General features: G+C 69.0%; 22 protein-coding genes. 10 read left to right on the plus strand and 12 right to left on the minus strand.

All coding sequences use genetic code 11. The features are described 5' to 3' along the window. Nucleotide 1 precedes the first annotated feature (1 nt). The 6 genes from ACVTJA_RS26125 to ACVTJA_RS26150 all read left to right on the plus strand — a co-directional run bounded on the left by ACVTJA_RS26125 (nucleotide 2) and on the right by ACVTJA_RS26150 (nucleotide 7,495). Nucleotides 2-916, plus strand: coding sequence for an ATP-grasp domain-containing protein (locus ACVTJA_RS26125; protein WP_465840091.1), 915 nt, complete (start codon nucleotides 2-4; stop codon nucleotides 914-916). A gap of 182 nt (nucleotides 917-1,098) precedes the next feature. Beyond that, entirely contained in the window at nucleotides 1,099-2,088 is a 990-nt protein-coding gene (locus ACVTJA_RS26130) for a fatty acid desaturase family protein (RefSeq protein ID WP_465840093.1), read from the plus strand. 105 nt (nucleotides 2,089-2,193) lie between these two features. Then, nucleotides 2,194-3,645 carry an aspartate ammonia-lyase gene (locus ACVTJA_RS26135; RefSeq protein WP_465840095.1) on the plus strand — a complete coding sequence of 484 codons (1,452 nt, stop codon included), beginning with the start codon at nucleotides 2,194-2,196 and terminating at the stop codon, nucleotides 3,643-3,645. Between the two features lie 19 nt (nucleotides 3,646-3,664). Continuing rightward, nucleotides 3,665-5,005, plus strand: a complete 1,341-nt coding sequence (locus ACVTJA_RS26140) for a DUF2254 family protein (RefSeq protein WP_465840097.1) — start codon at nucleotides 3,665-3,667, stop codon at nucleotides 5,003-5,005. 106 nt (nucleotides 5,006-5,111) lie between these two features. After that, nucleotides 5,112-6,839: a glutaminase A gene (glsA, locus tag ACVTJA_RS26145; protein ID WP_465840099.1), complete on the plus strand. Its 1,728-nt coding sequence runs from the start codon at nucleotides 5,112-5,114 to the stop codon at nucleotides 6,837-6,839. 95 nt (nucleotides 6,840-6,934) lie between these two features. Next, on the plus strand, nucleotides 6,935-7,495 hold the full coding sequence (locus ACVTJA_RS26150) for a hypothetical protein (protein WP_465840101.1): 561 nt from the start codon (nucleotides 6,935-6,937) through the stop codon (nucleotides 7,493-7,495). Between the two features lies 1 nt (nucleotide 7,496). Here the strand turns inward: ACVTJA_RS26150 and ACVTJA_RS26155 are convergent, their stop codons facing one another. From ACVTJA_RS26155 to ACVTJA_RS26195, 9 genes are all read right to left on the minus strand, one after another. Next, nucleotides 7,497-8,273: a bestrophin-like domain gene (locus tag ACVTJA_RS26155; RefSeq protein ID WP_465840102.1), complete on the minus strand. Its 777-nt coding sequence runs from the start codon at nucleotides 8,271-8,273 to the stop codon at nucleotides 7,497-7,499. A 34-nt stretch (nucleotides 8,274-8,307) separates the two neighbouring features. Next, the gene (locus tag ACVTJA_RS26160) at nucleotides 8,308-9,864 is read right to left on the minus strand and encodes a leucyl aminopeptidase (RefSeq protein WP_465840104.1); all 1,557 of its coding nucleotides are present in this window, start codon (nucleotides 9,862-9,864) and stop codon (nucleotides 8,308-8,310) included. A 112-nt stretch (nucleotides 9,865-9,976) separates the two neighbouring features. Further along, a complete protein-coding gene (locus ACVTJA_RS26165) occupies nucleotides 9,977-10,963 on the minus strand; it encodes a type II asparaginase (RefSeq protein WP_465840106.1) in 987 nt (328 codons plus the stop codon). A 35-nt stretch (nucleotides 10,964-10,998) separates the two neighbouring features. Continuing rightward, complete coding sequence (locus ACVTJA_RS26170) at nucleotides 10,999-12,585, minus strand: AbgT family transporter (protein ID WP_465840107.1); 1,587 nt, start codon at nucleotides 12,583-12,585, stop codon at nucleotides 10,999-11,001. Nucleotides 12,586-12,656: 71 nt separating this feature from the next. After that, a complete protein-coding gene (locus tag ACVTJA_RS26175) occupies nucleotides 12,657-13,484 on the minus strand; it encodes a DUF481 domain-containing protein (RefSeq protein WP_465840109.1) in 828 nt (275 codons plus the stop codon). Nucleotides 13,485-13,638: 154 nt separating this feature from the next. Then, complete coding sequence (locus tag ACVTJA_RS26180) at nucleotides 13,639-15,279, minus strand: alpha/beta hydrolase (protein ID WP_465840111.1); 1,641 nt, start codon at nucleotides 15,277-15,279, stop codon at nucleotides 13,639-13,641. Between the two features lie 477 nt (nucleotides 15,280-15,756). After that, on the minus strand, nucleotides 15,757-16,191 hold the full coding sequence (locus ACVTJA_RS26185) for a RidA family protein (protein WP_465840113.1): 435 nt from the start codon (nucleotides 16,189-16,191) through the stop codon (nucleotides 15,757-15,759). Nucleotides 16,192-16,563: 372 nt separating this feature from the next. Then, entirely contained in the window at nucleotides 16,564-17,958 is a 1,395-nt protein-coding gene (locus ACVTJA_RS26190) for an ELWxxDGT repeat protein (protein ID WP_465840115.1), read from the minus strand. A gap of 402 nt (nucleotides 17,959-18,360) precedes the next feature. Further along, the gene (locus ACVTJA_RS26195) at nucleotides 18,361-18,642 is read right to left on the minus strand and encodes a hypothetical protein (protein WP_465840117.1); all 282 of its coding nucleotides are present in this window, start codon (nucleotides 18,640-18,642) and stop codon (nucleotides 18,361-18,363) included. Between the two features lie 336 nt (nucleotides 18,643-18,978). Here ACVTJA_RS26195 and ACVTJA_RS26200 point away from each other — a divergent pair, with 336 nt between their 5' ends. After that, nucleotides 18,979-19,737 carry a hypothetical protein gene (locus ACVTJA_RS26200; protein ID WP_465840118.1) on the plus strand — a complete coding sequence of 253 codons (759 nt, stop codon included), beginning with the start codon at nucleotides 18,979-18,981 and terminating at the stop codon, nucleotides 19,735-19,737. A 3-nt stretch (nucleotides 19,738-19,740) separates the two neighbouring features. Here ACVTJA_RS26200 and ACVTJA_RS26205 read toward each other — a convergent pair whose 3' ends face one another. Next, nucleotides 19,741-21,423 (minus strand): bacterial transcriptional activator domain-containing protein, encoded by a 1,683-nt coding sequence (locus ACVTJA_RS26205; protein WP_465840120.1) that lies wholly within the window; start codon nucleotides 21,421-21,423, stop codon nucleotides 19,741-19,743. Between the two features lie 720 nt (nucleotides 21,424-22,143). Between ACVTJA_RS26205 and ACVTJA_RS26210 the strand changes: the two genes are divergently transcribed. Together ACVTJA_RS26210 and ACVTJA_RS26215 are read left to right on the plus strand one after the other, a co-directional pair. Continuing rightward, the gene (locus ACVTJA_RS26210; RefSeq protein WP_465840122.1) at nucleotides 22,144-22,734 is read left to right on the plus strand and encodes a DUF6310 domain-containing protein; all 591 of its coding nucleotides are present in this window, start codon (nucleotides 22,144-22,146) and stop codon (nucleotides 22,732-22,734) included. Beyond that, complete coding sequence (locus ACVTJA_RS26215; RefSeq protein ID WP_465840518.1) at nucleotides 22,731-23,486, plus strand: DUF5953 family protein; 756 nt, start codon at nucleotides 22,731-22,733, stop codon at nucleotides 23,484-23,486. The genes ACVTJA_RS26210 and ACVTJA_RS26215 overlap by 4 nt, the downstream gene beginning before the upstream one ends. A gap of 156 nt (nucleotides 23,487-23,642) precedes the next feature. Here ACVTJA_RS26215 and ACVTJA_RS26220 read toward each other — a convergent pair whose 3' ends face one another. Beyond that, nucleotides 23,643-24,056 (minus strand): hypothetical protein, encoded by a 414-nt coding sequence (locus ACVTJA_RS26220; RefSeq protein WP_465840123.1) that lies wholly within the window; start codon nucleotides 24,054-24,056, stop codon nucleotides 23,643-23,645. Nucleotides 24,057-24,276: 220 nt separating this feature from the next. Here ACVTJA_RS26220 and ACVTJA_RS26225 point away from each other — a divergent pair, with 220 nt between their 5' ends. Further along, nucleotides 24,277-24,984, plus strand: coding sequence for a hypothetical protein (locus tag ACVTJA_RS26225; RefSeq protein ID WP_465840125.1), 708 nt, complete (start codon nucleotides 24,277-24,279; stop codon nucleotides 24,982-24,984). Nucleotides 24,985-25,293: 309 nt separating this feature from the next. Here ACVTJA_RS26225 and ACVTJA_RS26230 read toward each other — a convergent pair whose 3' ends face one another. Next, complete coding sequence (locus ACVTJA_RS26230; protein ID WP_465840127.1) at nucleotides 25,294-25,521, minus strand: MerR family transcriptional regulator; 228 nt, start codon at nucleotides 25,519-25,521, stop codon at nucleotides 25,294-25,296. Nucleotides 25,522-25,543 lie beyond the last annotated feature (22 nt).

A 25,543-nucleotide genomic window follows, 5' to 3' on the forward strand; every position in this document is an offset into this window, starting at 1 on the left:
AATGCGAATCCTCTTCCCCTCGGACCCTCTCTCGCCTCGGAACGTCGACGACGCCTTCGCCGCCGAGGCTGACGCCGCGCGCGCCTGCGGCTGGGAGCAGGGCCTCGTCAGCCATGAGGCGCTGACCCGGGGAGGCTCCCTCACGGACCTCCTCGTGGGCGTGCCGGAAGGCGAGGGGCACGAGCCGGCGGTCTACCGTGGGTGGATGCTGCGCCCGGAGCAGTACCGGCGGATGGATGAGGCGCTTCGCGCACGAGGCCTCGCGCTGGTGACGTCGCCCGAGGCCTATGCGCATGGCCATCATCTGCCGGGCTGGTACGACGCGGTGAAGGCCTGGACGCCTCGCAGCGTGTGGACGCGCGAGGTGGGCGCCGGGGCGGAGGACACATGGATGCGCCTGCTCGAGGGCTGGGGTGACCGGCCGGTGCTCGTGAAGGACTTCGTGAAGTCCCGCAAGCACGAGTGGGCCGAGGCGTGCTTCATCCCCTCGGCCCGGGACAGGTCGGCCGTCTCGCGCGTCACCCGCCGCTTCCTGGAACTGCAAGGGGAGGACTTCAACGAGGGGCTGGTGTTCCGGGAGTACGTGGACCTGATGCCGCTCGACGCGCACCCGCGCAGCGGCATGCCGCGCGGGCGGGAGTTCCGGGTGTTCGTCCTCGATGGACGACCCCTGCTGGTGACGCCGTACTGGGACGACGTGGATGGGATGGAGGCGGGCCCGGTGCTGGAGTCCTTCGCGGAGGCCTTCGCCCGCGTGCGCAGCCGCTTCTTCACCGCCGACGTGGCCCAGCGCGCGGACGGTACGTGGACCCTCATCGAGATAGGCGATGGGCAGGTCTCCGGCCTTCCCGAGCGGGCCGACCTCCACGCCTTCTACGCCGGGCTGAAGTCCCGTCTGGAGGCCACGCCGCGCTGAGTCGGGCCATCCGGAAGATGCGGCTGCGACGCACCGTGCGAGACGCCGCGCGTCCAGGCGCTCGACGCGCTGCGGCCTGATAAGCGAGCGCGTCACGCGCTCCGGCTGACGGGCCCATGACATGCGCATGAGACAAGCCCGAGGTGTTGCGTTGTTTCCGCACACCTCGGAGCCCCTCATCCATGGAACGGACCCCCCAGCTCGCCGACAAGGAGCTCCTTGCTCGGACACGCCCCTTCGCAGTCCAGGACACCGCGAGGGCAGGGTGGAACATCGCGGCGACGTACGGTGCGTTGATTGTCACCGTGGCCCTCGCCGCCGCGGCTCCGTGGTGGCCGCTGCGGGTGGTGGGCACGTTCCTCGAAGCACTCGTGCTCGTGCGCGCGTTCATCCTCTTCCATGACTTCATGCACGGAGCCTTGCTGCCCGGCTCGCGCGTGACGCGGCTGCTGTTCCATGTGCAGGGCATCCTGACGCTGACGCCCGCGCGCGTCTGGAACGACACGCACAACCACCATCACGCCAACACCGCGCGCATCGCCGCGTCCGCCGCGGGCACGTTCACCACGTGGACCACGGAGACCTGGAACAAGGCCTCGCGCTGGCAGCGGCTCGCGTATGTGGTTGAGCGTCATCCGCTGACCTTCGTCACGGGCTACTTTACCGCGTTCCTGCTGAGCCTGTGCCTGGTGCCGTTCCTGAAGAACCCGCGCCGGTACGCATCCTCCGGGCTCGCGGTGCTCGTGCACGTCGCGCTGTCGGTGGCGGTGTGGCGTGTGTTCGGTCCGGACGTGTACCTCTTCGCGCTCCTCGGGCCGCTCGTGGTGGCCTACGCGCTGGGCGTCTACCTCTTCTATTCGCAGCACAACTTCCCGGACGTGGAGATTCGCGAGGAGGCGCGGTGGACGCACGCGGGCGCGGCGCTCGAGGCGTCGAGCTACCTGCACTGCGGACCTGTCCTCGCGTGGTTCACCGGCAACATCGGCTACCACCATGTCCACCACCTGAATCCGCGCATCCCGTTCTACCGGCTGCCCGAGGCGATGGCGGCCATCCCGGAGCTGCAGAACCCCCGCGTCACCACGCTGCGTCCGGGGGATGTGCTCGCGTGCCTGCGGCAGAACCTGTGGGACCCGGACCTGGGCCGGATGGTGCGCTACCCCGGAACGTGAGCCGCCGGCCCGCCATCCTGCCCCCGCGTCGCATGGCGTGCGGCGGGCGGGATGCGCACCTCGCGATGCGCACGGCGTGTGCCGTCCAACCGAGGAGCCGCGACGATGGCCGACGCCCGCGTCGAGCAGACGTTCCAGAAGAGCCTCCACACGCTCTCGCCAAACGGCTCGGCCTGGCGGTCGGAGACCGACAGCCTCGGCTCCATGGGGATTCCGGTGGACGCCTACTGGGGCATCAACGTCCGCCGCGCACTGGACAACTTCGCCATCAGCGGGCGCCCCATCTCCGTGTACCCCGACCTGCTGTACGGCTACGCCTGCGTGAAGCAGGCGGCGGCGCGGGCCAACGCGGAGCTCGGGGGCCTGGACCCGGGCCGGGCGGAGCTCATCGACCGCGCGTGCGAGGAAATCAAGGGCGGCGCCCTCCACGACCAGTTCGTCGTGGACATCATGCAGGGGGGCGCGGGCACGTCCACCAACATGAACTTCAACGAGGTCATCGCCAACCGGGCGCTGGAGCTGGATGGCCACCCGAAGGGGGCCTACGCGTTCCTGGACCCCAATGACCATGTGAACCGCAGCCAGAGCACGAATGACACCTACCCGACGGCGCTCAAGGTCGGGCTGATGGTGTCCATCGAACGGCTGCTCGCGCAGTTGGAGCTGCTGGAGCAGGCGTTCCGCGAGAAGGGGCGGGAGCTGGGCGGCATCGTGAAGATTGGCCGCACGCAGCTGCAGGACGCGGTGCCCATGACGCTCCAGCAGGAGCTGGAGGGCTTCGCCGCCACGCTGGGCGAGGACCATCAGCGCTTCCGGACCCTCATCATCCGCCTGCGGGAAATCAACCTCGGGGCGACGGCGATTGGCACGGGCATCGCGGCGGACCCGCGCTTCGCGGAGGCCGCACGCAGGCACCTGTCGGCCATCGTCGGGTACCCGCTCGTCACCGCGCCGAACCTCATCGCGGCGACCACCGACGTGGGTGTCTTCATGGAGGTGTCCGCCGCGCTCAAGCGAAGCGCGATGAAGCTGTCGAAAATCTGCAACGACTTGCGACTGCTCAGCTCCGGGCCCCAAGCGGGGTTCGGCGAAATCCAACTCCCGCCGAGGCAGGCCGGCTCGAGCATCATGCCGGGCAAGGTGAACCCGGTGATTCCGGAGGTGGTGAACGAGGTGGCCTTCGTCGTCGCGGGGGGCGACGTGACGCTGACCATGGCCGCCGAGGCGGGGCAGCTCCAGCTCAACGCCTTCGGGCCCGTCATCGCGCACGTGCTGTTCGAGAACCTCAAGTTCATGACGGCCGCCATGGAGACGCTGCGCGTGAATTGCGTGACGGGCATCACCGCCAACCGGGCGCGGCTCGAGCGGCAGGTCCGCTCCTTCGTCGGTGTCATCACCGCGCTCATCCCCTACATCGGCTATTCCGAGGCGTCGCGGCTGGCGCGCGAGGCCCTCTCCACGGACGCGGACATCGCCGAGCTGGTGGTGTCCTCCGGCATGCTGACGCGGGAGCAGGTCACCCGGCTGCTCTCCGTGGAGAATCTCACCGGCGGCTGAGGCCCGCCGCGAGAGTCGCATGCTGACCCGCCGCCTGCGCCAGCTCCTTCGCAGGCCGTACTGGCTGCTGCTGCTCGGCCTGCTCTCCGCCGGCGTGGTGGTGGGGGTGCTGCTCGCGCGCGAGCAGGCGGAAACCGCTCCGGAGCTGTTCGGTGTGGCCTGGCGGGGCACCCCGAGCGATGCCCGCTCCGTGCTGGCCACGCTGTTCGGCGTGCAGACGACCATCCTCACCGTGGTGCTGTCGCTGAACGCGCCGCTCATCCAGTCCGCGGCCAACCAGTACTCGCCCCGGCTCGTCCCCATCTACCTGCAGAGCGCGCCGCTGCGCCGGGCCATCCCCCTCTTCGCGCTGTCGAGCGGCTACATCCTCGCGGCCGTGCGCCAGCTCGGACTCCTCGACGACGCGAGCGTGCGGCCCCGGCCCGTCATCTCCGGCGCCTTCGCCCTCGTCCTCATCGCGCTCTTCTTCCTCGTCTTCTGCATGATTCGCACCTTCCGGTACATGCGCGTGGAGCACGTGCTGGGACTCGTCCAGGACGCCGTCGTCGCGGCCACGGAGCGCCTGCGGCGGGTGTGTCTGGCGGGGCTGGCGGTGGATGCGTCGGCGGCCCTGGCGGCACCCGCACGGGCTTCTGCGCTGCGCGCTCCGGCGTCGGGCTACCTCTCCGCGGTGGACCTGCGGCGCCTCGCGCACCGTGCCCGGAGGTGGGGCGTGCGCGTGCGGGTCGACCTCCCCGTGGGAGACCATGTGGACCGGGACGAGATTGTCGGCTGGGTGGCGGCGGACGGCGGCGGGCCGGTGGACGCCCGGGTGCTGCGCGGCCTCGCCGCCGCGCTGGTGATTTCCCCCTCGCGCGAGCCCGACTCGGACCCGGCCTTCGGGCTGCGCATCCTCGTGGACGTCGCCAACCGCGCCCTGTCCTCGTCGTCGAATGACGCGTACACGGCGCGGCAGGCGCTGCAGCAGATGCGCTCGGTGCTGCGGCGGTTGGCGGGACTGCCCCCCGGGGACTGGAACGTCGTCGACACGGACGGCCGGGGGCGCGTCTCCGTCATGGCCCTGCGCCTGCGCGACTTCCTCCTCCTCGCCGTGGACGGCCCGCTCCTCCATGCGGCGGGCAACCCCGATGTGCTGGAGGAGGTGCTGCGGATTGCGCTCACCGTGCATCAGTCCGCGCGCACCGATGACGACCGCGCCGCGGCTCGGGACCTGCTCGAGCACGTGCTCGCGGAAGCCGGCGCCCACGGTGGACCGGGGCGTGAGCGCTACCGGCGCCTGCTCTCCGAGGCGGAGCGCGTCCGTGCGTCCTTCAGCGGGGGAGATGCCCCGGCGAACGATGGCCCTTCCGGCCGGGCGTGATGAGCGTTGCGCTTTGGCCCATGCCGGCCACGGGGGACGGGAGACGGTGATGCACGACGGGCGGCCCACCGCCAGGAACCCGCGGCGGCGGGAGGAAGGCGGCCCCGTGTGCGCCGCCCTGCGTGAGCTGCACGACAGCCTCCTCACCGAGGAGGGAGGGACGCTGGCGACGTACATCCCCGAGCTGGCGCGGGCGGACCCGGCGCTGTTCGGGCTCGCGCTCGCCACACTGGACGGGCGCGTCCACGCGGCGGGCGACGCGGACGTGCCCTTCACCCTCCAGTCCGTCTCGAAGCCGTTCGTGTACGCGCGGGCCCTGGCCGACCTGGGACTGGAGACGGTGCTGTCGCGGGTGGGCGCGGAGCCCAGCGGCGAGGCCTTCAACGCCATCAGCCTGGAGCCGGGCACCGGCCGTCCCTCCAACCCCATGGTGAATGCCGGCGCCATCCTGACGACGTCCCTCGTGGGCGGTGATGGGCCGGCCGCGAGCTTCGCCCTCATCCGGGACACGCTGTCCGCGTTCGCCGGCCGGCGTCTGGAGCTGGACGAGGCCGTCCTCGCGTCGGAGTGGGAGACGGGGGACCGCAACCGCGCGCTGGCCTGGCTGATGCGCAACGCGGGCGCGCTGCGCCGCGGAGTCGATGAGACGCTCGACGTGTACTTCCGCCAGTGCGCGCTCCTGGCCACCGCGGAGGACGTCGCCATCATGGCGGCCACTCTTGCCAACGGTGGCGTCAACCCGCGCACGAAGGAGGCCGTCGTGCCGGGGCCCGTGGCCGAGCACGTGCTCGCGGTCATGGCGAGCTGTGGCATGTACGACGGCGCCGGGGAATGGCTGCTGCGCGTGGGGCTGCCCGCCAAGAGCGGCGTCTCCGGGGGCGTCGTGGCGGTGAGCCCGGGACAGTTCGGTATCGGCCTCTTCAGCCCCCGGCTCGACGCGCGGGGCAACAGCGTGCGGGGCGTCGCCGCGAGCCGCGCGCTGGCCGAGCGCTTCCAACTGCACCTGATGCACCACCCCGGCCGCACCGCGCCCGTCATCGCCCGCGCCGGCGATGCGCGGACGCTCCACTCCGGCAGGCTCCGCCGCCGCACGGAGCGGGACGTGCTCCGTCAGCGCGGAGGCGCCATCCACCTGCGCGGCCTCCAGGGGGACCTCGAGTTCGCGGCCGCCGAGTCCGTCCTCCAGTCGCTTGGTGCGCTGCCCGCGAAGGCGCGGTGGCTGGTGCTGGATTTGGAGGGCGTCACCCGGCTCCACCCCATCGCGGCGCGGATGCTGGACGCCGCCGTGCTCGAGCTCGGCGGGCGTGGCATCACCGTGGCCGTGGGCGACGCACACCGGCGCGGGCTGCTCCCGCATGCCGCCATGGAGCATCCCTCCGGCGAGGAGGCGCTCGAACACTGCGAGGACGCGCTGCTCGCCCGGCACGGCACGCTGCTGGCGCCGGACGCGGTGCTCGCGTGGGAGGCGCATGACGCCTGGGCCGCCCTGGACGACGAGGCGCGCGCCGCGCTGGCCTCGGCCCTGCCGGTGCGGGCATGGGGCCGTGGCGACAGGGTGCTCGTTCCGGAGGGAGAGGACCTGCTCCTCGTCCTCTCCGGGCGGGTGGGCGTGTACGGCCCGGGCGCCGGAGGGCGGAGGCTCGGCTCCGCGGGGCCGGGCACGGCCGTCCAGCGGCCCGGACATGCGGGTGGCGCCGGGGGCCCGGTGCTCGTCGCGGAGTTGCCCACCTCGGGCCGGGTGCTCGGCGCGGCGGAGCAGGAGCGGCTGGAGCGCGAGCACCCGCGCGTGCTGGCGCGGCTCTGGAGGTGGCTGGCCGGGGTGGGGAAGGAGTAGCTCCCGCCGTACAGCCCGCCCCGCGGTGCAGGTTGCTCCCTGGCGGAAGGTGTGGATGTTCCGCGAGTCATTACTGACCAGCCGAGGTGGAGTGCATGCGTACCGTTCCTTCCAAGAGGATGTCCCTTCTCACCGAGCGCGAGGCACAGTTGGTGCTGTCCAGCGCGCCCCGCAACCTGTCCGAGCTGACGCCGCGCGAGCTGCGCAGCCGCATCCTGCGCACCCGCCGCCTGATGGAGAAGTACCAGGACCAGGCGAGGCTCCAGCGACGGGAGGCACTCGGGAGGGTGGTGCCTTCGCGCTCGCGCCGCGCCGAGGGCAACGTCAATACCCGGCAGAAGGCCGAGTACTTCGCGCGCACGCTGGAGCGCTTCGAGAAGCGGCTGGCACGGCTCGAGAAGGAGTCCGAGGCCAGCGCCAGGAGGACTACCCGCGTCAAGCGAGGCGCGCGGCGCACCGCGGCCGTCGTGGCCCTGGGAGGACGCAAGCCCGTCCGGCGCACGCGCGCCGCGGGCCGCACCGCGACGGCGCGAGGCGCTTCCCGGCAGAAGAAGGGCGGGGCGCTCAAGCAGCAGCGCTTCCCGTCCGTGAAGCGCCAGTCCCATGCGTCCGCCCGGGGCCGGCGGACCCAGACGCTGCGGGACCAGCGGCGCTGAGTCAGCGCATCGTCTCGCGCAGCTCCAGGAGGAGCGAGTCGGCCGTCGCGGTGCTGACGATGCCGGTGCGGGGGTACTCCATGTCCACGACCACGTGGATGGCCACGGAGACGACGCCGACGAACACCAGCCGGTAGGGCCAATTGCGACTCGGGCCGCGCGCCGCGGCGACGCCCACGAGCGCGGCCCCGACCAGGGCCAGTCCCAGCATGAAGAGAAAGGCCGGGGTGGTGATGTGCGTACGCACGGCGAGCGTTCGCCGTGCCGCCACCTCCGCCATGAGGAGCACCGGGGGAAGCAGCAGGACCTCCTTGTCCGGCGCCTGCCTCGTGGCGGCCACCATCTCCGTCCAGACCTGCCGCTGAAGGCCCGCGGCCCTGGCGCGGTGCACCTCGAACTGCTCCACGCTGGGGAGCGATTGGTGCGCCTGGATGCGCTCGTCCAGGTATTGCCGGAGCAGGCCGCGCAGTGAGGCCTGGGGCGAGGCCGGCAGCACATCGATGCGGAACCACACGCCGGCAATGGCGTTGGCCTCGTCGACCACCAGTTGTCTGTGCGCTTCCAGGCGCCTGCCCGCCTCGGAGTAGGAGAAGGCCAGGACCAGCCCCATCAGGGAGAAGACCACGCTGGTGACCGCGCTGACCGAGGGGAGCTGGGAGGAGGAGAGCTTCCGCTTGAGCGCGATGCGGTAGGCCCCCTCGATGGCCACGAGCAGGAGGAGGCCCAGCACCAGCTCCAGGGCAATCATCATGCTCGTGGTGACGGTCCAATCCCTCATCCAGACCTCCCGGCCCCTTCGACGTGCGGGAGCGTCAGTGGCGGCTTTCGCTGGGCGGAGTGAACCCCACGAGGAAGTCGATGAGCAGGCGCGCGCCGTAGCCCGTCGCGCCCTTGCTGCGCCATGAGCTGTCGCGCTCGGCCCTCGCCGTTCCCGCCATGTCGATGTGGGCCCAGGGCACGCCCGCCACGAACTCCTCGAGGAAGAGGCCCGCGGTGATGGCTCCGGCATTGTCGCCGCCCACGTTCTTCATGTCGGCGACCTCCGACTCGAGCTCCTCGCGGTAGCGCCGGTCCAGCGGGAGCTGCCACACCGTGTCGCCGGTCCGCTCGCCCGCGACCTTCACCTGCTCGACGAGTGCCTGGTTGTTGCCCAGGACTCCCGCGCTCAGAATCCCGAGCGCCCGCTGGCACGCTCCGGTCAGCGTGGCGATGTCCACGATGGCGTCGACCCTCGGCGTCTGCTCGGTGGCGAGGACGAGCGCATCCGACATCACCAGCCGTCCCTCGGCGTCGGTGTTGATGACCTCGACCGTCTTGCCGCCGCGCACCGTCAGCACATCCCCCAGCTTCATGGCGGTTCCCGAGGGCATGTTGTCGGTGCACATCAGGTAGGCGGTCACCTCCGCCTTGCAACCGAGTGGCGCCAGCGCCGTCATCGCCGCGAGGATGGCCCCCGCGCCCGACATGTCGCCCTTCATGGTCGCGTGGACGAGGTCGTTCGGCTTCAGGCCGAGGCCGCCCGAGTCGAACATGATGCCCTTGCCGACCAGGGCGACGCGCCCCCGGGGCTCGACTTTCTTTCCCTTGCCTTCCTTGGGACGGTACGTGAGCTTGATCATCCGCGGCGGCTCCGCGCTGCCCGCGTTGACGCCCAGGATGCCGCCGCAGCCGAGCCCGGCCAGCGCCTCTCCATCGAAGACCTCGATGTCCAGGCCGCAAGTCCTTGCGAGGGACTCGGCCACCTCGGCCATCCGCGCGGCCGTGAGGAGGGTCGCCGGGGCGTTGGCGAGGTCTCTCGCGAGCGCCGCGGCGCGGGCGGTGACGCCGCCATTCGTGACTCCCTGCTCGGCCTCCTCGAGGTCACCCTCGGCCGTGACGAGCGTCAGGGCCTCGAGGGGCGGCTCCTGCTCCGGCGTCCGCTTGTAGGGCCTGTACCGGTAGCGGGCGAGGAGCACCCCCTCGGTCATGGCCTGCGCGGCGACGACTGTCGGCACCGCCCCCGTGTCGGGGAGTCGGATGGCGACGCGGGTGTGCCTGCCCACGGCGCGTGCGAAGGCCGCGGCGGCATCCCGGAGCTTGCCCGCATCGAGCTGCTCACGCGCTCCAACGCCGACGGCGACGAGCGGAGGGCCGTCGGTGCGCGCGATGACGAGGGTCTGACCGACCTTGCCCTCGAACCCCGCCGCCTTCAGTGAATCGCGGTTGAATCCATGGTCTTTCAGCGGTTCGTCGAGTCCAAGGGGCATGCCGACGCAGTCGACGTCGGTGGGGATGGACGACGCCGCGCCGAGCTTCGTCGCCTCCTTCGTTTCGATGGTGGGAGCGGGATGGAACGCGGCCTGCGCTCGCGTGTGGAACGATGTCAACATGACGGCCTCCTGATTACTGGAACTGGGCATCGAGCCGGGCGCAGGCAATGTCGGGAAGAAGCGTCGGCGCGCGCTGCCTGCCTGAAGCGCGCCGGTGCCTGGCCGGGATGGCCTAGTAGCGGTGGAAGGCGGCCTGCACGGCGCCGCGCTCCATTCCCCGCGCGAGACACAACTGCAGCAGCACGCGGGCCTTCTGCGGGTTGAGCTGGTCCGCGGCGACGAAGCCCTGCGCGTCGTCGTCCACTTCGATGTTTCGACCCACGTCGCCGCTCACCACGCGCGTGCTGCGCACCACCACCACGCCGGCCCGCGCAGCCTCGGCGAGCGCGCGCGCCGCCGCCGTGGACATGTTGCCGTTGCCCACGCCCGCCACCACGAGGCCCCGCGCTCCTTGGGAGATGCTGGCGCGCACCAGGTCCCCGGGCATGCCGGCGTGGGCGTAGAGGATGTCCACCCGGGGCAGGTGCCGCAGCCCGTCCACGGAGAACTCGGACGCGGTGGTGTGCGGGTGCGGTGGATGACGGAAGTAGCGGACGCGGCCGTAGCTGGCGCTGCCCAGCAACCCTGGCCCGGGGGAGATGAACGTGTGCACGTCCGTGGTGCTCGACTTCGTCACGTCGCGCGCGCAGTGCAACTCATCGTTCAGCACGACGATGGCCCCGTGCCCCCGCGCCTCCGGGTCCGCCGCGACGGCCACCGCGTTGTAGAGATTGAGGGGACCGTCCGCGCTCAGCGCGGTGGCCGGACGCATGGCGCCGGTCAGCACCACGGGCCGGTCGCTCTTCACCACGAGGTGCAGGAACCAGCCCGTCTCCTCCACCGTGTCCGTGCCGTGGGTGATGACGATGCCGTCCGCCGCGTCCTCGTTGAACACGGCTTGCACGCGCGCCGCCAGCTTCAGCCAGAGGGCGTCGTCCATGTCCTGGCTGCCCACCTGCGCCACCTGCTCCCCCTGCAGCGCCGCCAGGGCGCGCAGGCCGGGGACGGCGTCGATGAGCGCCTCCACGGCCACCTCGCCGGAGCGGTAGCCCGGCTCCACGCCGGAAGCAGCCCTCCCGGCGATGGTGCCGCCCGTGGCCAGCAGCCGCACGCGTCTCATGGCGGCCTCGCCCGGTGCGCGCACGCCGCCCGCGCTCACCCGAGCCCCCAGGGGAGCCCGAGCACCTGCCAGGCCACCAGCATGAGAATCCACACGACGAACACCACCGCGACGTACGGCAGCATGAGCGCCACCACCGTCCCGACGCCGGCCTCCTTCTGGTACTTCTGGGCGAACGTCACGATGAGCGCGAAGTACGCGTTCAGGGGAGAGATGGCGTTGAAGGGACCGTCACCCACGCGGTACGCGGCCAGCACCGCCGCGGGGTCCACGTTGAGCCTCATCAGGAGCGGCACGAAGACGGGCGCGAAGATGGCCCACTTCGGAATCGCGCCCGTCATGATGAGGTCGAGGATGGCCACCACGACGACGAACCCGACGAGCAGCGGGAGGGCGCCGAGCCCTGCTTCTTCCAGCACGTCACCCACCTTCACGGCCGCGAGCGTCGCCATGTTGGTGTACGTGAAGAAGGCGATGAACTGGCTGATGATGAACAGCAGGAAGATGAGCGAGCCCAGGCCCGCGACGGCCTTCTCCATGGCCTTGATGACGTCCACGCTGCTCTTGAGCGTCTTCGCGCCGATGCCGTAGGCCACGCCCGTCGCCAGGAAGAGCAGGGTGACGGCCACGATGAGGCCATTCATCAGCGGCGAGTCCCCGATGAGCGCGCCCGTCTCCGGGTTGCGCAGCGGCGCTCCCCGGGGCAGCGACAGGAGGAGCAGCACCGCGACCACGCCGAGGAGCGCCCAGAACGCGAACTTCAGCCCGCGCGACTCATCCGGGGACAGCGCGGCCTGCGCGGCCTCGGGCCGCTCGCCCTTGTACTCCCCCAGCCGGGGCGCGACGACCCGGTCCGTGATGAGGGAGACGACCACCGTCAGCATCAGCACCGAGGCGGCGGAGAACCAGAAGTTCGCCGTCAGGTCGATGGAGCGCTCGGGGTTGAGGATGTGGATGGCGTCGTTGGTGATGCCCGTGAGGATGCCGTCCAGCGGCTTGACGAGGATGTTGACGGTGAAGACGGCGGCGACGCCCGCGAAGGACGCGGCCAGGCCGGCCAGCGGGTGCCGGCCCACGGTGAGGAAGGCCGCCGCGGCCAGCGGAATCAGCACGAGGTAGCCGGCGTCCGCGGCCACGCTGGACAGGATGCCGACGAACACCAGGATGTACGTCAGCAGCCGCGCCGGCGCGACCTTCACCAGCTTGCGGATGAGCGCGCCCACCAGCCCCGCCGATTCGGCGACGCCGACGCCCAGCATCGCGACGATGATGACGCCCACCGCCGTGAAGTTCATGAAGTTCTCGACGACGCCCTCGAACATGAAGCGGAAGCCCTCCGCCGTCAGCAGGCTGCGCGCGGCGGTGGTCGTCTGCTCCAGGGCGTGGGTCTCCGGGTTGATGGCCTCGTACGTGGCGCTCGCGCCCACCAGGTAGAGGATGTGGGAGAGCACGATGACGATGCCGATGAGCGCGGCGAAGATGACCGCCGGGTGGGGCACCTTGTTGCCCACGCGCTCGACGGTGTCGAGCAGCCGCTCCATGAGCTTCTTCTTCGGCGGCGCCGTCCGATGGTTCTTCGCCTGTTTGTCCACGTCGATGTCGCCGAAATGCACCGCTTTCATGGGGCCATCCTTTCCAACAGGGGCATGCGGGCGTGCCTCGTCCTTCCGACGCCCGCGGGCTCTTCGTGCGCTCAGAGCGTCAGCTCGCCTCCCAGCGTGAGCGCGGTGTCCGTGCGGACGGCGTCCTCCGCGGGCGCGCTGTCGTGCTGCACTTCGAAGAACGTGGTGAGCGCGAAGCGATCCGTGAGGTGCACGGAGAGCTTCGTGGTGGAGTCGAACAGCACGCGGGTGTCGCCGAAGACCTTCGGGTGGAGCATGGCGTCCTCCCGCAGCTTGACGTGCTCGTTGATGTCGTAGCGGAACGCCACGCCCACCGCGGGAGACCAGTGGTCCACGTCCGGCAGGTCCTTGTGCTCGGGGCCGTACTCGAAGCGGCGGTCCTTGGCGAAGTGGGCGCCCACGTAGCCACGCAGGAACAGCTCGTTGGACTTCTTCCGCTGTTCGATCAGGGTGATGCCCACGCCCGCCTCCACCTCGGTGCGCAGCTCGAGGTTGGCCGGGTGGTCCGTCTCCGCGCTCACCTTGCCGTAGGCGCTCCACATGGGCGTGGCGCGGTACTCGCCGCGCACCCACGTGCCGAGCGACTTGGCATTCACCTCTCTTCCGCCGCCCTCCTCGGAGCTCGCGGCCTCTCCGTAGGCGCCGTCCGCCTCCACCGTGAGGGCCCACTCGGGCGACTCGTAGTCCGCGAGCGCGTCACCGGTCAGCATGAACTCCTCGGTGTTGCCGGAGAAGAAGGAGAGGCCGAGCCCGAACGAGCCGCTCCAGGGAGCGAGCTCCTCGTCCTCCTCCGCCGCGGCCTCCTTCACGTCCGCGGGGGCCTGGGGGACGGCCTCCGCGTCGCTGGATGGAGCGGGGGCCTGGGCGAGGACGGCGAGGGTGAGAAGGAGCGAGTTCATACGTACCTCGGCGGGTCTCTGTGCCGCGTCCGTGTCCGCATGAGGCTTTTCACGCGAGGGGGTCTGCGCAATCCCGTTGCTTTTGTCCGTGCCCGTCTGCCCATGCGAACGAAGGCCCCGGTGAGCGGGCCCTCGTGTCCACGAGCGGCGCGCGTCAGGGGGCCTGCTCGAGGAGGGCGCGCAGCCGGGCGGATTGCTCGTTGCTCCAGCCCTTCGGTTGCAACAATGCGACCCAGCCGTCCACGTGCTCGCCGGTGTAGACGTGACCGTGGCCGGGGGGGACGGCCATGCCCAGCGGCAGGTCGGCCGTCACCTGCCAGAACGTCACGAAGGGCAGCCACACCATGGCGTCCAGGACGTCGTCGCCGCGGGGCTCGCGCAGCCAGTCAGGCCGCCGCAGCAGGAGCTGGGGGCTCCACCAGGTGATGGGGTCCGAGGGGTGCACCAGGTAGAGCACCCGCGATGCGCCCCACGGCTCGGACGTGGGAGGGATGTCCACGCCTGGCTGCCGGCTGAACCGGACGATGCGCCCGCGCCGGTACACCGGCTCCACCTCGGGGCTGCCCGCGTCGCGATGGTCCGTGAACTCGCGGTACAGCGTGTTGAACTGGGGAGGGCCCACGAACAGCACGCCGTCGGTACGGTTGGCGAGGTCCCTCTCGCCACTGAACGCCGTCTCACCTCCGTACGAGCCCAGGCTCTCACCGAAGACGAGCAGCCTCGGACGTTGGCCCGCGGGCAGCTGGGACCAGCGCTCGTAGACGGCATCGAAGAGGGCTCGGCCCGCCTCTCGTGCGCGCGCCTGGTCCACCAGGACGGACAGCCAGGACCACAGGTGCGAGTACTGCGTGGCGACGATGGCGGAGTCGCCGCCCGTCACGTACTCGAAGGCCTCCACGGCCGGCGGAACCACCCAGCCGCTGCCGGTGGTGGTCACCACCAGCAGGTACTCGCGCTGGAAGCCGCCCGCTCGCTCCAGGTCCTTCACCGCGAGCGCGGCGCGGTCGTCCGCGTCCGGCGCGGAGGCGTAGCCCGCGTACACGCGGATGGGCTCCTTCGCGGGCGCGCCGTGGAACGCGGAGAGCGCCTCCACGGAGGGACCCGTTCCCACGAAGTTGCGCCCCTCGCGCCCCAGGGTGTCCCAGTCCACGAGGGAGCCGGGGCCACCGGAGCGCAGCGCGGTGCGGGGCGGGACGATGCCCTCGGCCGTCGTCGAGTCGCGCAGCGCGAGGCTGCGGTCCGCCATCGCGATGAGGCCGTCCCACAGCACGCCGCTCGCCACCAGCGCGGTGAGCACCACCACCGCCAGCGCGCTCGTCGCCCGGGCCGCGCGGGGCCCCACATGCCGCGAGAGCCAGGCGTCGAGCCGGCGGTACACGGCCCGCAGCCCCCGGCCCACGGCGAGGAAGAGGAAGAAGACGGCCGCGGCGACGGCGGGGGCGAGCAGGTAGCCCACCTGGCCCGAGGTGGGCATCTCCATGAGCTCGCGGATGCGCCGCTGCCAGTGCCAGCCCAGCAGGAGCGCGCCCGCCAGCGCCGCGGCGCCGGTGACGAAGAAGGCCCGCCACGCCAGGGGACGAGGAGTCCTCGCGGGCCGGTGGGCGAACTCACGCCAGAGCCAGGCGCCCAGCACGCCCAGCCCATAGCCGATGGCCGCGCTGATGCCGCTGACGAAGCCCTGGAAGGGCCCGCTGCGCGGCAGCAGCGAGGGAGTGAAGGACAGGCACGTGAAGACGAGCGCCACCCATGCTCCCGGCAGCGTGCCTTGAAGCCATCGGGGGACGGCACGGCTCACGTGCCAGGTGCCACCGCGCTCCGTGGTGGGCCCCGCAGGGCGAGGGAGAAGGCGTTCCATGCGACCCCCGGAAGTGGCGCCGCGCCTCGCGTCCATGAGGGGCCATGCCGGCCTCCCAGCGAGCGGCGCGCGGAGGTGACGTCCGCGCCAGCGGTGCCTGCCTCGTGTCCGAGGCACATCCCGAGGGTAGGACCGTGGATGCCACCCGGCAGCGGGCGCTCGGCGTTCCCGCCAGGTGGGGCGCCCACGGTCCGGCGTGGCCTCGCGCCCCGGGCACGGTTGACGGCCCGGGTGGACCGCGCACCGTTGTCGGGGAGGCTTCGAATGGCGACGACGGCATTGCCAGACATGGCGACGCAGGCCGAGCTGCAGGACGACGTGATGCGCTTCGAGGGCCGCTTCGCGGATCGGCTCCGCCAGTGCCCTACGCGAGCTTCAGCGCGCGCTCGTAGCGTTCGCCCCTTCGTGCTGCGCGTATCAGGTGCGTAGGACGGCTACCGCCTCAACCTCGAAGAGCATCCCATCCAGCGCCAGTCTCGGGACGGGAATCAGGGTGCATGTCGGCTTCATCGCGCCATTCCAGGCCTGGTCGAGCTCGGGACCGATGATGCGAAGCTTCTCCTCGGAGTGGTCCACCACCAGCATCGTGAGCTTGGCTACGTCACCCACGTCCCCTCCCACGGACTTCAGGGCGGTGCGGATATTGCTGAACGCCTGCCGGACCTGGAGGCGGAAGTCCGGCTGGAGCTGCCCGGCCTCGTTCTCGCCGCCCTGGCCCGCGAGGTAGATGAGCCGCGTGCCGGGCGCGACCTGAGCGACGTGGGAGAAGCCGTAGGGGCTCGGGTCGAAGAGCCCCTTGGGATTCGTCAGTACCAGTGCGGCGTTCTTCGTGGAGTCACCGTTTTGTCCCATGGTTCACCCATGTTCGTGAAACCCAGTGCTCCAGGGCCATCCGGTGGAACATCTGGAGCAGCGGCACCAGCGTCTGCTCACTGCACTGCGGGTTTCCGGTAAAGGCGTTACAGACATGCGGCGGCCCCCGGGAGCCTGGCTCGGCGCCCGGTCTTATCTTGGTCGTCGCGATCTCCCCCAGACCTGCGGGCGTGTCTGTGCGACGACGGCGGTGGAAAAGAGCAGCACGATCCAAAGCAGGTGGCGGGGAGGGTTTCTCATGGCCGACAAGCTATGAACCGGGAGTGAAGTCCGTGGGGCGAGCCTCCAGTTGGAAGACGGCCCTCGATGGACACCCGTGAAAGACTCACGGGTGTCCATCACATCAACGGCTCACTGAACCGTCATCAACTCGTTTCCGTAGCCCGGGTACTCGGAATAGAACAGCACCTGGCTCCCGAACACCGTCAGGCCGCTCGGGTAGCTGCTGTACGGATAGCCCGGGCCGCTCCCCGGAAAGATGTCGAGCAACACCGTGCCCGTGGCCGTGCCGTCGGACTTCCAGAGCTCGAAGCCGTTGGTGCCATCGTTGGCGCCAAAGAACATCTTGTTGTTGAGCACCACGAAGCCGCCACCTCCCGGATTCGAACCCGTGGTGCCAGGCCGGATGTCCTTGACCGGCTCGGTGTGGAGGTCGGTGCCATCCGTCTTCCAGAGCTCATTGCCCATGGCTCCATCATCCGCGCTGAAATAGAGATAGCCGTTGAGGAAGGCCCACGGCGTCGGGAGGGAGCCCAGGCCTCCGGCCCGGATGTTTCGGACGAGCACCGTCCCCGCATCCGTTCCGTCCGTCTTCCACAGCTCCGGTCCGGCACCGAGCCCGCTGCCACGGAACACCAGCGTCCCGCCCGCGTTGAACAGGTACTGGGGGTCATCCGCGCTCAGGAAGTAGCGCTGCGAGCCGCCCAGCCCCGGCCGGAGGTCCTTGACCAGCGCCGTCCCGGCGGGCGTGCCGTTCGTCTTCCAGATTTCCAGACCGTGCACGTCATCGAACGCGGTGAAGTACAGCGTGGTGCCCACCGGCGTGAAGCTGCTGGGACCGCCGCCGCCCGCCGCGGAGGTGAAATCCTTCAGGAGGTACGTCCCCGCCGCGGTGCCGTCGCTGCGCCACAGCTCCGTCCCGTTCCCGCCGTCGTTGGCCCCGAAGTAGAGCACGTTGTCGAAGACCACGAAGCCGTAGGGCTCGGAGGAATCCGGTCCCGGCCAGATGTCCCTGACGAGCACCGTGCCCGCCGCCGTGCCATCGCTCTTCCACAGCTCATAGCCGGTGGTGTCGCTATACGCAGAGAAGTACACCGCGCCATTGAAGTAGGTCATGTACCGCGGAGCCGAGCCGTTGACCCCGGCGTAGATGTCCTTGACGAGCACCGTGCCCGCCGCCGAGCCATCGCTCTTCCACAGCTCGGCTCCCGTCACGCCATCATTCGCCTGGAAATACACGACATTCCCAGCGCCGACGGTGAGCGTGGGATTGGACCCGGCGATGCCAGGCACGATGTCCTTGACGAGCACCGTGCCCGCCGTCGTGCCATCCGTCTTCCACAGCTCACGGCCAATGCCTGCACTGTAGGCGGTGAAGAACACCACCCCATTCGCCTGCGCGAACCAACCGCCCCCCGAGGCATCGCTCCCCGGATTGACATCCTTGAGGAGCACCTGCGCACGCACCTCTCCCGAGGCCAGCGCCAGCGCGGACGCGGCCAGGAGACTTCCCAGCTTCCAAGACATTCAAACTCCCAAATGAAGACATCGCCGGGCATCACCCAGCGATGGCGTACCAGTGAACGGACACTTCGGAAGCGATGAGGGACGACTGCGAATCCCTAAAGGTGTCCGGCCCCGGCATGGCCCACACGCCCGACACGGGAGACACGACGTCTCTCCCTCTGTCCCGGCGGGCCACCAGTCTCGAGCTGACTGGCACCACGCATCGCGAGCGCCGGAATACGAGGGATTCCCACAACCATCAAGTCAAAAATAGACAGACGTAGATGCGGGAAACTTCCAGCCGCGGCGGATCGTCAGGCCGGGAGGGGGTGGACGCCCGGCGTCACGTTTTCCATCCGCGCCGTGCACTGCTGAGGCCGAGGGAGACTTCGCGTCCCTCTCGGCCTCGGAGACAGGTGTGGCTCAGGGGCAGACGCAGTAGCCGTTACAGGCGTAGTCACGCGTGCAGGACGAGGTGCCACAGGCCGCCATGCACTGCTCCTGGGTGCCGTACCAATTGGAGTAGTTGCACGTCCACCTCATCGGGCAGATGCCCTGCTGCGTGACGTTCCTCTCGGGGAGCTGCTCATCCACGGAGACGGACTCGGACACGGGGGCCTGGTTGGCCTCATCCGTGCCGCCGCAACCCGACACGGAAACAGCGATGCCGACAAAGACAGCCACGAGAGAAAGGGGGATTCGCATGGGAGAGACTCCGGGTTCAACGTGTTGAAACTCAACAGCGGTATCCATGTTACACCGGTCATGCGGTCTCTCAAGGTTGTATCAGCCGTGAGTCACGGCGGCTCTCGTGCCTCTTCCTGCGCGCCTCGGCGAGCACCTCCAGGCGCACAGGGGGCATCTTCACGAGCCACTCGTCGAGGTGTGCCAGATCTCCGGACTTCTCGTCGACCGTCGTTGCCCCAAGTGGCAGACTCATCCTCCATGGGAACATGGCTGAACGTGGCCTTCATTCAGTGTGCGGATATCGCCCGGGTAGAGAGAGAGCTCTCACGCTTGTTGGTGGAGGGGGGGCGGCGATTGACGGTACCCAAGCCGCGCACCCCGGAGCTGTACGATCGCATGCAGTACGGGCTGGGGGACGAGGTGCAGCGCTGGGGATTGGCCGGTTTCCACGGCGCCCCCGGGTGGACCGTCCTGCGCACCGCACCCTTCGAGCTCCTGATGCAGGGAACTCCGCCGCTGCTCGCACGCCTTTCCTCACGTCTGGGCGTGCCCGCATTTCAGTACAACATCTATGACTCCACCCCAGAGTTCCTGATGGAGGTTGATGCGAGTGGGCGCGTCGAACTCTCGGGATTCGTCGGTATGGAGATAACGCGCTATTGGAACAGCGAACCGCCGATGGAGCGTTTGGATACACAATTTCGTATCATCGATCCATCAGCAGTGGCCGCATGGGCGGAGTCGGCCATGCCGGAGGCGCGTGTTACCGGAACGCTCTATCGCCCCCGCGCCAACCCTCCCCAGACGGACTTCGACAAGCTTCGTGAGTCACAGCGGGCGGATCTCGAGCGATGGCTCGGCCAGCTAGGCACCCGAATCGACCCCGAGAGCCATGAGTGGCGGGTTCATCCCGCGCACATCGTTCGCAGGCTCGCTCAAGCTGGCAGCGCGTTTCTTCCCGCTGATGAGTGCGTGGAGCCGGCCATCAAGACTGTATTTGGCGGGCCGAACGCCAGGCACTGCGACAACCTCTTTCTCGTGGAGACGCTCCTCCCCCATGCACCCATGCCCGTCGATGGGTTCGTGTTGTACGCGGAAGCGAGCAGCCAGTAACGCCTACGTCTTGAAGACCTCCACGCTGCGCACATCGCGGTGCAGAAGGTGCACCTTCAGGATGCGGGCGAAAGCGCGGAAGCCCAGCGCCTCGTAAGCGTGCATGAGGAGCGCTCCCGCCTCCTCGCGCAGCTCGTCGGCGTCCAGCCAGTGCAGGTAGAGCCCGAGCGCGTGCGCATACGCCGCGCGGCCCTCGGCGAGCTCGCGCCGCGCCTCCTCGAGCCATGCCTTTCGCACCTCCATCGAGGCAGCGCCCCTGGACGCGCCGAAATGGGGCACGTGGGCCGGCACCGTCCCCGAGCCCGGCTGCAGGGCGAGCCGCGGGCTGCCCGCGGGATACCCCTGCGTGCGTGGCCAGGGGCACGAAGGCTCGTCGTCCGATGCGCGCCGCGACGCCCACGCCTCGATGGCATCGAGGTGGGCCGCCACCACGCGCAGGGCGCGCCATCGCTTCAATGGATACTTCCGCGACTCCGCGTCCTCGGTGACCATCAGCTCCTGCCGGGCGTTAAAGATGCCATCGGCGATCTGGTAGCGCAGGAAGGCGACGATCTGGCTCGCTTTGTCGAGCCAGGTCTCGGCGCTGTCGCGCGCGTAATTGTGGGCGATGACCGGAAAGTGGTCGGGGCTTTCGTACCAGAAGCCCCAGTGCAGGCCGTCCGAGCCGCCGCTCAGGAACGAGACGAGCTGCGGCGCGTCGGCGCGATAGCGCATATCGAGGCGCGGATCGAGAGGCCCTTCGCGCCCGGGAGGGACCTCGTCGTACATCACCGAGGCGTCGTGGACCTCGCGCGAGAGCCCTCCCGGCGCGAACCATTCGGAGATGCCGGCCGTTTGCATCGAGAGCGCCACGTCCAGCCACGCATTTCCACGCTGCTGACCCGCGGGCGGCTGAAAGTAATGCTCGGGGGGGTTCTCGGGCAGCTCGCCCAGGGCCGCGCCCAGGGCCGCGAGGCTCGCGATCCCCGACGGGAGCTTCAGCCCATAGACCTGCTCGTAACGCGCGCGGACCGCGGCGAGCGTGTCGAAGGCCGCCTCGGCGATGGGAGCGACGCGCGCCGCGAGGGTCTCCGGCGAAAGGCCAATCTCCTCAACGAACGCCTCCCAGCCCTCGTCCTCGGCACCTTTCGGCGGCGCCGGAGGTTCCAGGCAAGCCTCCTCGGGAAAGAGCTCGTCGGACCGTTGCCCCCATTGCGCGCGCAGCGCGTCGAAAGCCTCGAGGCGCGCTCCCCAGTCCTCCGCGTCGAGGGCCGCGCGCGCGACGACGAGGTTCTCCTGCTCGGCCCAGCGAGTGACGACGAGGTTCTCCAGCTCGATCGGCTCGTGGCTCGCACCGCTGCTCTTGAACGTGGCCAGCTTCACCAGGGCCCAGAGCCCCTCGCCGGTCCAGAGTGGGTGCGCCTCGGGGAGCAGGAGAGAGAACATCACTCGCTCCTCGCCGCGCTCGACGTACATGGGGAAGCGCGAGAGATAATCGTGGAGTTTGCGCAGCTTCGGGCCGAGCGCACAGAGCTCTGGCACGGCGGTGTCGTCGACGTCGACGAGGGTCAGGCGCTCCGGCTCGAGGATCAGCTCGCCGCCGCTCGCGAGGCGCAGGGTGGGGTGCCCCTCCTCGGAGATCGTCACGGATGCGGGGCCGGCGGGGCCGAGCAGCGACTGGATGAGGGCCTCGAAGAGGTCGTCCATGATTCTCCTGCGCGAGAGCGCGCGTGGGGTGGGGAGGCTAAGGGTTGGCACTGCGAAGGACCAGCGCCTTTCGCCGGGCGATGCGGTCGGTCGCAGCCCGTGCCGGATTGCCCCCCTCCAGGGCCTTCGGGCCTCTGCGACGTGCCTTGCTACATTGCTACAGCCTCACCCGGTGGCCTCGGCGCATAGAAGGATAGGCGTCAACACCCTGCCTGCGTCTGCGCCGCTCCTTCGCGTGTCACAACACGCCCGGGCTTCATCGCGCCGCTGGTGCGCTCCGAGCCGTGGTGCCGCACTTCGGTACGCTCCGAGCACCGTAGCCGTCAGAGCGTGCTCGCATAGGCACGGGCGGACGAGCCTTGACCCACAGCCCCCGCACTTGATTGAAAGGACGCGACCATGCAACTCCACGCTTGCGCCGCACTCCTGCTCTTCCTCTCGGCTTGCGCTACGCCGGTGCCGAGCTCAAGAGCGCGCGTGTCCCGGAACCCAAGGGTCGCCAATCTCCAGAGAGCGGCGACGCTGCCGTGGAGGGACGGAGGTCGTTGCGCCGTCCAGGAGGCTTCCCAACCATGGCCTGTGCTGGCGGAGCGGTGCTTTGCAGCCCTCGACCATGACCGGGTCCGGTTCAACGACCCGACGAGAAGATGCGCGGTCGCCTCGGCGGGCACGGCTGCCTTGGGATTCGGCCTCTGTGTCTTGGCTGCTCCGGAATTCGTCGTGGGCGCGGTGATCGTCGTGGGCGTCGTGGTGGTGGGAATCGTCATCAAGGAAGCGCTGGATGCGTATGAGCTGAGAGGGAGTAGCCGGGAGGAAGTCGAGCCCGCGCCCCAAACGAAGCCAGCCCCGCAGGAACCCTCAGCGAAGCGAAAGCCCAAGCCGGAGCCATCAGGGCAGGACTGGTTCCCTCCAGGACCGACCGAGCCACTGGAGCGAGAGCGCCATCCTGAGTGCAGGCCCGTCCCGGTGCCTCACGCGGGCAAGGATGACCCGCATAACGAGTGCGCCGACAAGTTTCCGCCGAACAGATATCCCGGCATGGACGTATTCGTGGGCGGTGAGCGCTTCGATGCGCTGCAAGTTGGCGCGAGCGTGCTGTGGGAGATCAAGACCCATCGATTTGACACGTATCTTGAATTTGTCCGGGATCGGGAAATTGAGAAGGAGTTGGAGCAAATAGAAAGGGAGCGAAAAGCTGCGGCGGCGTGTGGATATGACTTCATCATTGGGGTGAGTACCCAGGCGCACAAAGAAGCACTGCTCGCTGTTGTTCCCTCCCTCAGGATCGTCGTCACGGGATGCAAACGATGACCACCCAAAATCGCCTTGTTCTGACCGTCTACGCGCCTGCACTCGTAGGTGACGACAAACGCACACTCGCTGCCGTTCATGGGATGGAGAAGGCGCTCCCTGGCTTGCGTCTAGAGTGGAGAGTTACCGGGGGGCGACGGCTTGCTGCGCTGCCACAGCGCGACACGTGGCTCGTAGAAAAGACCAAGGACGGGGGCTTCCCTCTTGTGTGCAACGGGGACGAGAGTTACCCCGTGACGGTTATGGGGAGGGGAAACTCGGGACTCTTCAGCCCTGGCGGTCAGGCCCTGTTTGAAGTCCATGCGAAGTTGCCGCTAGATGCCGCGGTTATCGCGGCAGCGGCTGAGCTGCTGGATCGCGTAGGGGAGGGCACACGCGCGTTCTGGGGGCGTGCGACCCCACACGACGCTGCGGTGGACATCGCGTATCAGACAGCACCCACGCTGGAAGGGCCGCCGTCCCCACGCCGGGGGCTGCCCGCCCTGAAGCTCTTCGAGCATATCCGCTCGCCCGAGATTCCCTATTATCTCGGGTGGCTGAACTATTGGTCTGCCGCTGCCGCACAGGCCATCGGGTTCCCGGACCCCGCCCGCGACGCGGACCTGCTCTCACGGGCGCGGCGCACGGCGACGGGGGGCTGGGTCGTGCAGCTCACGGACGCACCGCTTGATCTCGACAACCCCGCCCACCTGGACGCGCTCAAGCGGGCCTATGAGCGCTTCCCGGAGATCGGCGGTCGCTCGGCGCCTTGACCCCTCAGCTCGGGGCGCCCTGCGCACATGCCGGTGTCGGCCCAGGGTCGTCTAAAGAAAGGCTTGGCTGTTTGTCGGCAGCGATGACCATGCCCAGAGCGCCGGCCACCTCTTTACCCGCATCGCCACCGCCCGGCTGTATCGCTTCAACCCCGACTACTTGACTTTGCTGCAAGTACCCAGGTCCGCATACACGTTCGCGTCCCGCATGGAGACCCAAGCCGCGTCATTTCGTTCCACGAACTCGGGCGGACGCTCTCCAGTGGTAATCTGGATGCACTGGATATCGGGCCAATACTGGAGGCGAAACCAAGTCGCAGTCTTCGCGTTGTTGATCGTGACCAGCGTGGGGGGCTCCTTACTCATGACGATGGAGAAGGAAACGTCCAGCCCGACGTCGAAGGTGCATCCAAGTATGTCGGCCCGATTCCCATGGCACTTCTTTTGTTGGTTCACGAGCGAAACCAACGAAATGGTCTTCGCTCGTCCTGCCTTTTTGCTTGGCTCTTGAGCGAGCGCGAGCGGGCCCACCAGCATCAGGACGACAACAGCACCGGGCTTCAGCTTCATGGCACCTCCCAGAGGAGTGGGACTCGACCCAATCTAACACCGCTGAGATACCCGGGCGAACTCTGGAGTAGGTTCCTGCCTCATGGGAACTTGGATGAACGCGGCCTTTATTCAGTGTGGGGATGTGGACCGGGTTGAGAGAGAACTTGCCCGCATTGTGGTGGAAAAGGGGCGGCGACTCGTGACCCCGAGACAGCGCAAGACTGACCATCGAGATCCCATGCAAATCGGAAAGGGTGAGGAGGTTCGCCTTTGGGGGTTCGCCGGTTTCCGTGGCGCCCCGGGATGGACTGTCATCCGCACCGCCCCCTTTGAATTGTTGATGCAGGGAAGCCCGCCGCTTCTCGCACGCCTCGCCGAACAGGTGGGCGCACCTGCTTTCCAATACAACATCCACGACAGCAGCTCGGGATTATTGATGGAGGCGGACGTGCGTGGGCGTGTGGAGCTTTCAGGGTACGTTTCGCACGAGCCGAGAGAATACTGGAACGGAGACCCGCCAATGGATCGCGTAGAGCCGCGCTTTCGCATCATCGATCCCTCGGATGTGGCTGCATGGGCCGAGGCAACCATGCCAAAGGCACGGGTGAAAGTGATGGATTCCTCCAAGGGGAACCTCCAGATGGAAGATCCCGAGCTGACGCGGTGGCTCCGCGATATTGACGCCGAGGTTGACCCCACGGAAGGTCGGCCCGGCCACTATGACGTGTGGACGTTTCATCCCGCGCACGTCATCCGCAAGTTCGCGGAGGCAGACGACACCGGCCTATTCCTTGATCCGGATTGGTGTGTGGAACCGGCCTTCAAGGCTGTTTTCGGCGGTCCGAATGCCGAGCACTGCGACAACCTCTGCATGGTGCAGACGCTAATCCCCCACGCACCACTGCCCATTGACGGGTTCGTACTCTACGCAGAGTCGAAGGAGTAGGAACGCGAACGGGTGTTGGGTGGGCCCCCGAACACCGACTTCAGCGTCGAGGGATGGCCTTGCCCGACAGCAATGTCGCCGGTCGTGAACATCATGGACGTGAGCGAGCGCCCCCGCTTCGGGTGCTCGATTGCCATCGTCTATGCGATCGCGCCGCCCATCGAGGCTCCCACGACATGCGCGGAGTCGACCTTCAGTGCGTCGAGCAGGCCGACCGCGTCAGCGGCCATGTCGGAGAGGGTGTATGAGACCGACGACAGGTCGCCCCTGAGCGCCGCGGGCAGGTCGGCTGGCGGGGGCAGTACCGCATCAACTCGGGAGCCTACCCGGCGAGGTTCTGGGATCGCGCAGCGCGCGGATGCGGTAGAGGCGGCGCACGTCGTGCGCGTCGTAGAGCCGTTGGTGCTCCTCCGTCCGCGCCGCTGGCGCGAGCAGCCCGATGTGCTCGTCGTGGTGAAGGGTGCGCACCGTCAATCCGGTGGCAGCCGCCAGGTCGCCGATCCGCCAGCGTCGCCGACTCGTCGTTCGTTCCTTCATGGCCGGCGTACGGGACAACCTG

This window comes from Pyxidicoccus sp. M6 (genome assembly GCF_055568925.1).